We start from the raw sequence: 10,363 nt of genomic DNA on the forward strand, positions 1-10,363 counted from the left end.
CCGCGGCGGTCGCTCCGGCCGGCCCGGCACCCGTGGCGGCAGCGGCGGACCCTGCGCAGGCCGCCGCGCCTGCCCCGGAGCAGGCCGTCCCTGCGGCCCCGCCCAAGTCGGAGGCACAGATCGCCTGCGAGAAGCAGGGCGGCAGCTGGTACAAGATCGGCAAGGGCGAAAAGCGCGCCTGCGTGCGCCGGACGAAGGACGCGGGCAAACGTTGCCAGCGGGAAAGCCAGTGCGACGGGGTCTGTCTGGCCAGGTCCGGCACCTGTTCGCCCTACAAGCCGATGTATGGCTGCAACGAGATCCTCCAGGATAACGGTGCCCGGGTGACCCTGTGTCTCGAATAGGTCTCGCCTGCGCGCTGTTCCTGGCCGCCTGCGCCGCAAAGGCGCCGGTGGCGACCGCCTTCCGGGCCGAGGGCAGCCCGATCTGGTCGGCTGCGGCCTTCCAGCCGGCAGAGGCCGCAGGGACCTGGCGCCAGGTTGCGACCTTCCAGGCCGAAGGGGCAAGCTGCCGGGCGGGCTCGGTGGTCCTGACGCCCGAGGCGGGCGGGCTGCGGATGGAGGGCACGCTCTGCCTGGCCGGGGTGGCGCGAAACGTCTCGGGCCTTGCGCCGGTGACGGGGCCGGGACGGCTGAGGGTCGCGGGCGAGGACTGGTGGATCCTCTGGGTCGATACCGGCTACCGCACGCTGGCCATCGGCACGCCGTCCGGTCGGTTCGGGCTGCTGCTGGACCGGGGCGCCATTCCGGCCGACCGGATGCAGGCCGCGCGCGAGATCTTCGACTTCAACGGCTATCGCACGGCGGCCATGACGGCGCTTTAGGCCCCGCTCGTCGGTGGCTTCGCCCCTCCTCGCCGGGTCGGGCCCGGGGACGAGGAGCCGTCACCGGACGCGGTCGCGAAGTCCGCGCAGATGTGCGGGCATGTCGCGGGCGCCGACCTCGGCCTCGCGCACCAGAAAGTCGAAGTGCTGGCTGATCGTCTCGATCCGGGCGCTGTCGCGGAAGGCCAGGTAGTGCCGGCCAAGGTAGATCACCGCAAGCAGCGGCCCGAAGATGGTGACCGGGGCGGAAAACAGTTTGCGCGCGTCGAACAGGCAGACCCGCAGCGAGGGGTAAAGCTGGTCGCAGAGCGCCATCAGGTGGTCGAGCTGGGCCTGGCGCAGATCGGCCGGGAGGCCCTCGTAATAGCCCGAGGCGGTGGCGAAGGCGGTCAGCTCGTGAATCGGCAGGGCGATCTCGTAGTCGGATCCCGCGCCGCGCATCCATTTCAGCCGGTCCTCGAAGGCGCCGATCGCCTGTTCCGCCGTCCGGCCAAGCTGGGGCTCGTATTCCCATTCGACCATGGCGCGGGTCTTCAGCATGTCGGGCAGGGTGGCAGGGACATGGCGGATCTTGTAGCCCGCCGCCTCCTGGTGCCAGGCGAAGATGCGTTCGTCGATCAGCGCGCGGGGCGCTTCGGTCAGCGACAGCGAGGCGGCAAGCAGGTCGGCAATCGGCTCGGGGCGACCCGACAGGCCCAGAAGCCAGTCCGCACTGATCCCCAGTGCCCGGGCGCAGTCGGCGGCAAGCTGGGCGTTCGGCATCCTTGTGCCGTCCTGCAACAGGGCCGAGATGGTCGAGCGGTCCACCCCGCAGGCGCGAGCCAGCGCGGACTGGCTGACCTTGCGCGCGGCCATCGCCTCGGCCAGGCGCTGCCGGAACATCTGAGCGCGGTCGCGTTTGTCGATTTTTTCCGGCATTTGTCGTTTCTCAAGAACATCTGCGGAGTAAAGTTTACGATATCCCGAATTCCCGGCAGAGGGCGGACTTGCTACTGTCACGGCAATGTTACCCTGAACCGAGGGCCATCTTGCAGACCGAGACCCGGGCCGTCGAATGGCCCACCCTGATCGTCTTCGCGGCAACCTACGCCCTTTGGGCGCTGGCAACCACCTGGCTCTGGCCGCTGTCCCCAGTCCTGGCGATCGCCGCCGCCGCGCTTGCCATCGCGCAGTTCTCCTCGCTGACGCATGAGGTGCTGCACGGCCATCCCTTCCGGTCGCAGCTCTGGTCCGAGGCGCTGGTGTTCCCGGGCCTGACGGTCCTTGTTCCCTACCTGCGGTTCAAGGACCTGCACCTGCAACACCATTTCGACCCTGCGCTGACCGACCCTTACGACGACCCGGAGTCGAACTATCTCGACCCCGCCGTCTGGGCGCGGCTGTCCCGGCCGGTGCAGCTTGTCTTGCAGCTGAACAACACGCTGGCGGGGCGCATCCTGATCGGCCCGGCGGTCTCGACGGTGGTCTTCCTGGCGTCGGACTGGCGGCTGGCGCGCAAGGGCGACCGGCGGGTCATGCTCGCCTGGGCGCTGCATCTGGCGGGGCTGGCGCTGGTCCTGGCCTGGCTGCTGACGCTGGGGCAGATGCCGGTCTGGGCCTATCTGGTGGCGGTCTACCTGAGCATGAGCCTGTTGAAGATCCGCACCTTCCTGGAACACCGCGCGCATGAGGCGGCGCGGGCGCGGACGGTCGTGATCGAAAGCCGGGGGCCGCTGAGCCTGTTGTTCCTGAACAACAATTTCCACGTTGTCCACCACATGCACCCGGCCGTGCCCTGGTACAGGCTGCCCGCGATGTATTTCGCCAACCGCGACCATTACCTGCGCCGCAACGACGGCTACCGCTACCGCAGCTATGCCGAGATCTTCCGGCAGTTCCTGTTCCGCGCCAAGGACCCGGTGCCGCATCCGATCTGGCCGGTCGAAAAGGGCGGGGCGCTAGACCAGCCGACGGAACTGCGGGGTGGCGCCGGAATTGTCGAAGAACGGCACGCCGGGCTGATCACCGCCCGCCAGTAACGCCGCAACCTCGGCCAGCACCACCTCGGTGATGAAGGGCAGGTCCAACGCGCGGGCCTCGGGCAAGGGCAGCCAGGGCAGGTGCGAAAGTTCGCCCGAGGCGGCCGAGAAATCCTCGCCGTCGCCGTCCAGCGCCTCGGCATGGGCCAAGAGGAAGCGCGCGTCGAAGCGGCGGCTGCGGCCGGGCGGCGTGATCGCGCGAAAGACGAAGCGCAGCGAGGGCCAGTCCATGGCGGCAAGGTTCAGGCCCGTCTCCTCGGACAATTCGCGCAGGGCGGCGGCGACGATGCTGCCGGGCGGGGGCGCATCCTCGGGGACCAGCAGTCCAAGCCGCCGGGCGCATGCGTCGGACAGGAACCCCTCGCGCGGGGCAAGCAGATCCTCGGGGTCCACCCGGCCGCCGGGAAAGACGAATTTCGACGGCATGAACACCGCACCCGCGCCGCGCTGGCCCATCAGGACCTGCGGTCCGGCGCTGCCCTCGCGCCAGAGGACGACCGTCGCCGCCGGGCGGATCGGTTCAGTCATGCGGCGCGGCGCCGAAGCCGTGCATCCGGTTCGCCCATTGCAGCGCCACCAGCGCCCCCTTCAGCCGAGGCAGCAGGTAAAGCGACAGCGCCACGGTGCCGATGGTGAAGCCGACCGCCATCACCAGGGGTTCGGGGCGCCAGGAGGAATAGGTGAACAGCAGGAGCGGCGCGAGCAGGTGGCCGACGATCAGGATCGTCAGATAGGCCGGACCGTCGTCGGCGCGGTGGTGGTGCAGCTCTTCCCCGCAGACCGGGCAGGCATCGCGCACCTTGAGATAGCCCCGCATCATCGGCCCGGCGCCGCAGTTCGGGCAGCGCCGCCGCCAGCCGCGCCAGAGGGCGGGCTTCAGCGGGCGGTCTTCCGGCGCGGTCGTGTCGGTCAGGCTCATGGTCTCGGTCCTCGGCTTTCCGGCGGTGCGGTCGGGATGCGTGCACCATAGCGCCGCCCAGGGCCGGATCACAGGGGAAAGGTCGGACCTGTGTCCGCGTGTCGCATTTTCCCGCGACGGAAGCGCGCCGTCCGGTCGTGTGAGGGTGCAGAACGGGCCGACAGGCGGCCCAAAGACAGGAGAAGAACCGATGAAAGCAGCGCAAAAGACCACCGTCGCCCTTCTGGCCCTTGCCGGAGCCCTGGCGGGCACCGCTGCCATGGCCGAGCGGGGCATGGGCGGGATGTGGGGCATGGGCGGCATGGGTGGCATGGGCGGGGCCGGCGGGGCGGGTGCGATGCTGGCCGAGATGTTCGATGCCATCGACGCGGACAAGGACGGCAAGATCACCCAGGCCGAGATCGCCGCGCATCGGGCGGCCGAATTCACCGCTGCCGACACCAACGGCGATGGGCAACTCGGCGCCGATGAGATCCAGGCGATGCTGCTGAAACAGATGCTGGCCCGTCAGGCCGCCCGGATGATCGAGAACATGGACGACGACGGCAACGGCGCGCTGTCGGCCGCCGAGATGCGCGAGGGTCCGATCGCCCGGAACTTCGCCCGGATCGACACCGACAATGACGGCGCGATCTCGAAGGCGGAAGCGCAGGCCGCCGCCGAAAAGGTCGGCAAACGCCGGGAAGGCCGCCGGCACATGATGCAGGGCGACCGGAACTGACGCCTTTTCCCGCGGCAGATGCGAGGGTAGACCTGACGCAGGATGACGATGGCCTTCGATGCAGGCGACGAGACCTCGGACGAGGCGCTGATGGTGCTCTATGCCAATGGAGACCGTCAGGCGGCGCTGGCCTTGACCCGCCGTGTCACGCCGCGCGTGCTGGCCTATGCCGCGCGGCTTCTGTCGGGCGACCGGGCCGAGGCCGAGGATGTGGCGCAGGAAACCATGCTGCGGCTGTGGAAGGTCGCGCCGCAATGGCGTCAGGGCGAGACGAAGGTGACGACCTGGGCCTTCCGGGTCGCCACCAACCTGTGCATCGACCGCCAGCGCGCCCGCGGTCGCCGGCGGCAGCTGGCGCTGGAGGATGCGCCCGAAGTGGCCTATGCCGCCCCCGGCGCGGAGGGGCGGCTGCAAGCGGCTGGGCGGCTTGCCGCGCTGGAGGCTGCGCTGGCCCGGTTGCCGGACCGGCAGCGGCAGGCGGTGGTGCTGCGCCACCTGGAAGGCATGACCAACCCCGAGATCGCGGCGATCATGGAGATCGGGATCGAGGCGGTGGAAAGTCTGACCGCACGCGGCAAGCGCGCGCTGGCGGCACTGTTGGCGGGCCGGAAGGAGGCCCTGGGTTATGAGGATGACGGACATGCAGGATGATGATCTCGACCGCCTGCTTGCGGCGGCGGCTGCGGCGCCGGCCAGGCCGTCGGACGATCTGATGCGACGGGTGCTGGCCGATGCGCTGGCGCAGCAACCGCAGCCGCCTGTGTTGCAGGCCGGGCCGGTGGCGGTGCGTCCCGGGCTGTTGTCCCGGATCGCCGCCGCGCTGGGGGGCGGGCCGGTCCTGGCCGGGCTGGGCACCGCGGCGGTCTTCGGTCTTGCGCTGGGCTATCTCAGCCCGGCCACGCTTGACTACCTGACCGGGGCCACCGCCGATGCGGCGGAATTCTTTCCCGATGCCGATTTCCTGACGACCGAAGGCTGACCGCGATGACCGACCAACATGCCCCGACACAGCCGCCCGTTCCCGGTCCGCCCGCGCCCGCCCCCGCGCCGTCCGGGGCGCGCTGGCTGAAGCTGGCGCTGGCGGTGTCGGTCGGGCTGAACCTTGTGGTCGCGGGACTGGTCCTGGGGGCCTGGCTGCGCGAGGGTCCGCGCAAGGGCATGCCGCGCGACCTGTCCTTCGGGCCGTTCACCGAGGCGCTGAGCGACAAGGACCGCCGGGCGCTGCGCCGCGACCTCATGGGACGGCTGGGCGAATTCCGCACCGCGCGCGAGGCGGCCCGGGCTGAATTCGCGGGCCTCCTGACCGCGCTGCGGGCCGAACCCTTCGATCCCGAAGCCCTGAAGGCAGCCCTTGCCGCCATCGAGACCCGCAACGCGGACCGGCTGGAACTGGGCCGCAGCCTGATCGAGACCCGGCTGATCGAGATGTCCACCGCCGAGCGCCAGGCCTTCGCCGACCGGCTGGAGCGTGGCTTGCAGCGCCGCCCGCGCCCCTGACCGGCGCGGGCGGCTCCGGTCGGCGCGCGTCAGGCCGCGCTGAGGCGATAGGTGACCTGGTTCCGCCCGGCGCCCTTGGATTCCAGAAGCGCCAGGTCGGCCTGTTCCACCAGACCCTCGATCCCGAAACTGTCCGGACCGGCCATGCCGGCCACCGCGACGCCGATCGAGACGGTGACGCGCAGCGCCTCGCCCGAGGCGAGGCGGATCGGCTCGTCGTCCATCACCTGGCACAGACGTTCGGCCACGGCGCGGGCCAGGGGCATGCCGGTGCGGGGCAGGATGGCCAGGAACTCCTCGCCGCCGATCCGCGCCAGCACATCGCAGTCGCGCAGGTTGGCGGTCAGCCGGCGCGCGACCTCGACCAGAACCTGATCTCCCGCAGCGTGGCCGTAAAGGTCGTTCACCTGCTTGAAACGGTCGAGGTCCATCACCATGACCGCAAAGGGCGACCCCTCGGCCCGCGCCCTTGCGGCCACGGCGGACAGTTGCGGGGCGGCATAGCGGCGGTTGTAGAGGCCCGTCAGCGGGTCGCGCATCGCCAGGCGCAGGCCGTCCTGCATCCGGGCCCGCTGCCGGTCGGAGTGCCGCTTGCGCCGCAGAAGTCCGCGGGTGCGCAGCACCAGCTCCTCGGCCGAGACGGCCGGGCCGACCGCATCGTCCGCGCCAAGGTCGAAGGCCATCGCCGCCTCGTCCCCCGCCCCGGCCGGCCCCACCACGCAGACCGCCGCATGCCGTGTCGCCTGGTGGCTTTTCAGTTCCGACAGAAGCCGCAGGGTGGCCGAAGGATTGCGACCGTCGTCCTGCAACACAAAGACCTCGGGCAGGCTGTGGCGCTGGTGCCTGGCGATCTCGGCCAGGGCCTCGGAGCGGGTCAGGACGACCAGCCGGTCGCGCAGCTTTCCGGCCAGCGCGTCACGCAGGGCTTCGCCCGACTGGTGATGCGGCGTGACCAGCGCGATGGTCGCCTGCGGCTCGAAGGCCAGGGGCGCCTCGGCCAGGCCCGGCACCGCCAGAGCATCAGGGGCGGGAAAGTCGCTTTCCGCCTTCAGGCGCAAGAGGTTGCGCAGCCGGGCCAGCAGCACCCGTTCGTTGGCGGGATGGTCCATCACATCGTCGGCCCCGGCCGCGAAGGCCGCAAGCCGTTCGGCCGCGGCACCTGTCGCGGTCAGCGCGATGACGGGGATGTCGCGGCAGGCCGGGTCGCGGCGCAGGTGCTGGAGCACCTCGAGCCCCGAGATGTCGGGCAGGCCGAGGTCAAGCAGGATCAGGTCGGGCCGGTGTTCCTGCGCCATGGCAAGGCAGGTGGCCCCGTCATGGGCCAGGAGCGCCTGGTAGAAGGCCACGGACAGCCGGGCCTGCTGGATGATCCGGTTCGCTGCCACATCGTCAACGATGAGAATCCGTGCGCTCATCTTCCTTGCCGTCTTGTCCATCGCCGTGATGCAGGACAGTCTGCCCGGAAGAAGGTTAAGAAATCCTTTAACACGTCCTGCCGGGGCCGTTCTCGCAAAGCTGTGATGCCGGGCAGCGGGTTGCGACGGCATCGGGCCGGGCCGGCATCGAAAGGCTATGGGGCTGGGATGACACCCGATATGGCGCAGACACTGGCCTTGCAGGCCCTGGCCTGGATCGCGGCCGAGGACGAGATCTTTCCGCAGTTCCTTGCCGCGACGGGCGCCGGTCTGGCAGAGCTGCGCGCCCGGGCCTGCGAGGCCGAGTTCCAGGCGGCGGTGCTGGATTTCCTCTTGCAGGAGGACCGCTGGGTGGTTGCATTCTGCGATGGCCACGGTCATCCCTACACCGCACCTCTGGCCGCGCGCCTGGCCTTGCCGGGCGGGGCCGAGATGCACTGGACCTGACGCTGAACCCGGGATGCGGCTGCGATGATTGATGGCCTGTTGTTCGACAAGGACGGAACCCTGTTCGACTTCCGGGTCAGCTGGGGCCGCTGGGCGGAAGGCTTTCTGACCCGGATCGCACGGGACGCCGCCCATGCGGCGCGGCTGGGGCGCGCGATCGGCTTCGATCCCGCGACCGCCAGTTTTGCCCCGGACAGCCCGGTGATCGCGGCGACGGCGGCCGACATTGCCGCGGCGCTGGCGCCGGAACTGCCGGGGGTGACGGTGGCCAAATTGACCGAAAGGATCGACGCCAGCGCCGCCCTGGCGCCGATGTCCGAGGCGGTGCCGCTGCGGCCGCTTCTGGAGGCGTTGCGGGGCAGGGGGCTGCGGCTGGGCGTGGCGACGAACGATTCCGAGGCTCCGGCGCGGCAGCATCTGTCCCGGCACGGCATTACCGACTGTTTCGACTTCATCGCGGGCTACGACTCGGGACACGGGGCCAAGCCCGGGCCGGGCATGTGCCTGGCCTTCGCGCGCGAAACGGGGTTGTCGCCGTCCCGGGTGGCGATGGTGGGCGACAGCCTGCACGATCTGGAAGCGGGCCGCGCCGCCGGAATGCGCCGGATCGCGGTGCTGACCGGGGTCGCCCGGCGCGAGGACCTTGCCCCGCATGCCGACGCGGTTCTGCGCGACATCGGCGAGATTCCGGGCTGGCTGGCCGGCCTGAACAGCTGAAGAAGCCGGGCCGCGAACAAAAGCGACGTGATTTTGTCGCAAACGCGGTAACGCCCGACGCGCCGCTTCCGCATCTTCGGATATAGGCAACGGAGATGCAACGATGATCGATGAACCAGTCCGCAGGAAGCGTGCCGGGGGCCGGGCGGGGATGAAGGTCCGCGCGGGGAGCTCGGTGATCGACCAGATGCCCTGGCGGATCCCGGTGAACCCGGACGCTCCGGTCGAGCCGCTGGATGCGGACGGGGTGCAGCGCATCCACAAGACCGCCATGCGCATCCTGCGCGACATCGGGATCGAGTTCCTGAACCCGGATGCAGTGGAGCATCTGCGGAAGGCGGGCTGCATCGTGAACGGGACCAACGTCCGCATGGACGAGGATTTCGTGATGGAGATGGTTGCCCGCGCGCCCGAGACCTTCACGATCACCCCCCGGAACCCTGATCACGAGCTGATCATGGGCGGCAAGCACATGCTGTTCGTGAACGTCTCCTCGCCGCCGAACGCCTGGGACATGGAACGCGGCAAGCGCTCGGGCGACTTCGAGACGTTCAAGGAATTCATGAAGTTGACGCAGTATTTCAACTGCATCCACATCGCGGGCGGCTATCCGGTGGAGCCGGTGGATATCCATGCGTCCGTCCGGCATCTGGATTGTCTGTATGAAAAGCTGACGCTGACCGACAAGGTGGTCCACGCCTACAGCCTGGGGGCCGAACGGGTCGAGGACGTGATGGAGATGGTCCGCATCGCGGGCGGGCTGACGGAGGCCGAGTTCCAGGCGAAGCCGCGGATGTACACCAACATCAACTCGGTCTCGCCCCTGAAACACGACTATCCGATGCTGGACGGCGCGATGCGGATGGCCAAGCGGGGCCAACCGGTGGTGGTGACGCCCTTCACGCTGGCCGGGGCGATGGCGCCGGTCACGATGTCGGGGGCGGTGGCGCTGTCGATTGCCGAGGCCTTGGCGGCGGTGGCGCTGCTGGAATACATCGCGCCGGGCTGTCCGGTGGCGATCGGGACCTTCACCTCGAACGTGGACATGAAGTCTGGGGCTCCCGCCTTCGGCACCCCGGAATACATGCGGGCGACGCAGATGACGGGGCAGCTGGTGCGGTTCTATGGCGTGCCGCTGCGGGCCTCCGGCGTCTGCGCGGCGAACGTGCCGGACGGGCAGGCGATGTGGGAGACGTCGAACAGCCTCTGGTCCGCCGTGCAGAGCCGGACCAACATGGTCTATCACGCCGCGGGCTGGCTGGAGGGCGGGCTGATCGCGAGCCCCGAAAAGTTCGTCATGGACTGCGAGGTCCTGCAGATGATCCAGCGGTATTTCGAGGAGGCGACCTGGGCCACGCGGGACGAGGACCTTGCCTTCGAGGCGATCAGGGAGGTCGGCGCGGGGGGGCATTACTTCGGCATCCAGCACACGCAGGACCGCTATCAGCAGGCCTTCTACCAGCCCTTCGTGTCGGACTGGCGGAACTATGAGGCTTGGGCCGCGGACGGGTCGGTCTGGACGGTGGAGCGGGCGCATCGGATCTACAAGCAGATCCTGGCCGAGTTCGAGGCACCGGCGATGCCGGGGGACCAGCTGGAGGAGTTGCAGCGGTTCGTCGCCCGGCGGAAAGAGGAGGGCGGGGCGCCAACCGACTTCTGAGGTGCGCCGCGCGCGGACAGTTTTGTGCGTCTTTTGGAATCAATGGCTTGTCTGCGGGCGTTCAGGATTGGTTAACTCAAGTTCCAAGTGCAACGGTTGTTGGTGTTTTTTCGAGTTCCTCGGCGAGGGCCTGTGCTGGTGTTTTC

At 69.4% G+C, this 10,363-nt stretch carries 14 protein-coding genes; 10 read left to right on the forward strand and 4 right to left on the reverse strand.

Annotation, left to right across the window (positions count from 1 at the left end):
• Together G8O29_RS17560 and G8O29_RS17565 are read left to right on the forward strand one after the other, a co-directional pair.
• Window positions 1-344, forward strand: a 344-nt coding sequence (locus tag G8O29_RS17560; protein WP_166404513.1) for a hypothetical protein, incomplete at its 5' end; no start/stop codon positions are given.
• Complete coding sequence (locus G8O29_RS17565; protein ID WP_166404514.1) at window positions 332-823, forward strand: lipocalin/fatty acid-binding family protein; 492 nt, start codon at window positions 332-334, stop codon at window positions 821-823. The genes G8O29_RS17560 and G8O29_RS17565, both read left to right, overlap by 13 nt.
• Window positions 824-883: 60 nt before the next feature.
• On the opposite strand, the gene G8O29_RS17570 is transcribed toward G8O29_RS17565, so the two are convergent.
• Window positions 884-1,741 carry a helix-turn-helix domain-containing protein gene (locus G8O29_RS17570; RefSeq protein WP_166404515.1) on the reverse strand — a complete coding sequence of 286 codons (858 nt, stop codon included), beginning with the start codon at window positions 1,739-1,741 and terminating at the stop codon, window positions 884-886.
• A gap of 110 nt (window positions 1,742-1,851) precedes the next feature.
• Here G8O29_RS17570 and G8O29_RS17575 point away from each other — a divergent pair, with 110 nt between their 5' ends.
• Window positions 1,852-2,841 carry a fatty acid desaturase gene (locus G8O29_RS17575; protein ID WP_166404516.1) on the forward strand — a complete coding sequence of 330 codons (990 nt, stop codon included), beginning with the start codon at window positions 1,852-1,854 and terminating at the stop codon, window positions 2,839-2,841.
• Here G8O29_RS17575 and G8O29_RS17580 read toward each other — a convergent pair.
• Together G8O29_RS17580 and G8O29_RS17585 are read right to left on the reverse strand one after the other, a co-directional pair.
• Complete coding sequence (locus G8O29_RS17580) at window positions 2,761-3,369, reverse strand: NUDIX hydrolase (protein ID WP_166404517.1); 609 nt, start codon at window positions 3,367-3,369, stop codon at window positions 2,761-2,763. The genes G8O29_RS17575 and G8O29_RS17580 overlap by 81 nt on opposite strands.
• The gene (locus tag G8O29_RS17585) at window positions 3,362-3,760 is read right to left on the reverse strand and encodes a DUF983 domain-containing protein (protein ID WP_166404518.1); all 399 of its coding nucleotides are present in this window, start codon (window positions 3,758-3,760) and stop codon (window positions 3,362-3,364) included. The genes G8O29_RS17580 and G8O29_RS17585 overlap by 8 nt, the downstream gene beginning before the upstream one ends.
• A gap of 190 nt (window positions 3,761-3,950) precedes the next feature.
• On the opposite strand from G8O29_RS17585, the gene G8O29_RS17590 reads away from it, so the two are divergent.
• The 4 genes from G8O29_RS17590 to G8O29_RS17605 are packed head-to-tail and all read left to right on the forward strand — an operon-like array spanning window position 3,951 to window position 5,978.
• Complete coding sequence (locus tag G8O29_RS17590) at window positions 3,951-4,481, forward strand: EF-hand domain-containing protein (RefSeq protein ID WP_166404519.1); 531 nt, start codon at window positions 3,951-3,953, stop codon at window positions 4,479-4,481.
• Window positions 4,482-4,523: 42 nt separating this feature from the next.
• The gene (locus G8O29_RS17595; RefSeq protein ID WP_166404520.1) at window positions 4,524-5,132 is read left to right on the forward strand and encodes an RNA polymerase sigma factor; all 609 of its coding nucleotides are present in this window, start codon (window positions 4,524-4,526) and stop codon (window positions 5,130-5,132) included.
• Window positions 5,122-5,460, forward strand: a complete 339-nt coding sequence (locus tag G8O29_RS17600) for a dihydroorotate dehydrogenase (RefSeq protein ID WP_166404521.1) — start codon at window positions 5,122-5,124, stop codon at window positions 5,458-5,460. The genes G8O29_RS17595 and G8O29_RS17600 overlap by 11 nt, the downstream gene beginning before the upstream one ends.
• A gap of 5 nt (window positions 5,461-5,465) precedes the next feature.
• Complete coding sequence (locus G8O29_RS17605) at window positions 5,466-5,978, forward strand: periplasmic heavy metal sensor (RefSeq protein WP_166404522.1); 513 nt, start codon at window positions 5,466-5,468, stop codon at window positions 5,976-5,978.
• A 29-nt stretch (window positions 5,979-6,007) separates the two neighbouring features.
• Here the strand turns inward: G8O29_RS17605 and G8O29_RS17610 are convergent, their stop codons facing one another.
• Complete coding sequence (locus tag G8O29_RS17610; protein ID WP_166404523.1) at window positions 6,008-7,393, reverse strand: diguanylate cyclase; 1,386 nt, start codon at window positions 7,391-7,393, stop codon at window positions 6,008-6,010.
• Window positions 7,394-7,573: 180 nt separating this feature from the next.
• Here G8O29_RS17610 and G8O29_RS17615 point away from each other — a divergent pair, with 180 nt between their 5' ends.
• From G8O29_RS17615 to G8O29_RS17625, 3 genes are all read left to right on the forward strand, one after another.
• Window positions 7,574-7,840, forward strand: coding sequence for a DUF3572 domain-containing protein (locus G8O29_RS17615; protein WP_242679177.1), 267 nt, complete (start codon window positions 7,574-7,576; stop codon window positions 7,838-7,840).
• Between the two features lie 24 nt (window positions 7,841-7,864).
• Complete coding sequence (locus tag G8O29_RS17620; protein WP_166404525.1) at window positions 7,865-8,557, forward strand: HAD family hydrolase; 693 nt, start codon at window positions 7,865-7,867, stop codon at window positions 8,555-8,557.
• Between the two features lie 103 nt (window positions 8,558-8,660).
• Window positions 8,661-10,217, forward strand: a complete 1,557-nt coding sequence (locus tag G8O29_RS17625) for a trimethylamine methyltransferase family protein (RefSeq protein ID WP_166404526.1) — start codon at window positions 8,661-8,663, stop codon at window positions 10,215-10,217.
• Window positions 10,218-10,363: the final 146 nt, after the last annotated feature.

It is taken from the genome of Rhodobacter calidifons (genome assembly GCF_011174775.1).
GTDB classification, from domain to species: Bacteria; Pseudomonadota; Alphaproteobacteria; order Rhodobacterales; family Rhodobacteraceae; genus Tabrizicola; species Tabrizicola calidifons.

Coding starts and splice junctions, on each gene's coding strand:
- G8O29_RS17600 (WP_166404521.1), top strand. CDS start 5,122: ATGCAGGATGATGATCTCGACCGCCTGCTTGCGGCGGCGGCTGCGGCG.
- G8O29_RS17590 (WP_166404519.1), top strand. CDS start 3,951: ATGAAAGCAGCGCAAAAGACCACCGTCGCCCTTCTGGCCCTTGCCGGA.
- G8O29_RS17580 (WP_166404517.1), bottom strand. CDS start 3,369: ATGACTGAACCGATCCGCCCGGCGGCGACGGTCGTCCTCTGGCGCGAG.
- G8O29_RS17570 (WP_166404515.1), bottom strand. CDS start 1,741: ATGCCGGAAAAAATCGACAAACGCGACCGCGCTCAGATGTTCCGGCAG.
- G8O29_RS17595 (WP_166404520.1), top strand. CDS start 4,524: ATGACGATGGCCTTCGATGCAGGCGACGAGACCTCGGACGAGGCGCTG.
- G8O29_RS17605 (WP_166404522.1), top strand. CDS start 5,466: ATGACCGACCAACATGCCCCGACACAGCCGCCCGTTCCCGGTCCGCCC.
- G8O29_RS17625 (WP_166404526.1), top strand. CDS start 8,661: ATGATCGATGAACCAGTCCGCAGGAAGCGTGCCGGGGGCCGGGCGGGG.
- G8O29_RS17610 (WP_166404523.1), bottom strand. CDS start 7,393: ATGAGCGCACGGATTCTCATCGTTGACGATGTGGCAGCGAACCGGATC.
- G8O29_RS17620 (WP_166404525.1), top strand. CDS start 7,865: ATGATTGATGGCCTGTTGTTCGACAAGGACGGAACCCTGTTCGACTTC.
- G8O29_RS17585 (WP_166404518.1), bottom strand. CDS start 3,760: ATGAGCCTGACCGACACGACCGCGCCGGAAGACCGCCCGCTGAAGCCC.
- G8O29_RS17615 (WP_242679177.1), top strand. CDS start 7,574: ATGGCGCAGACACTGGCCTTGCAGGCCCTGGCCTGGATCGCGGCCGAG.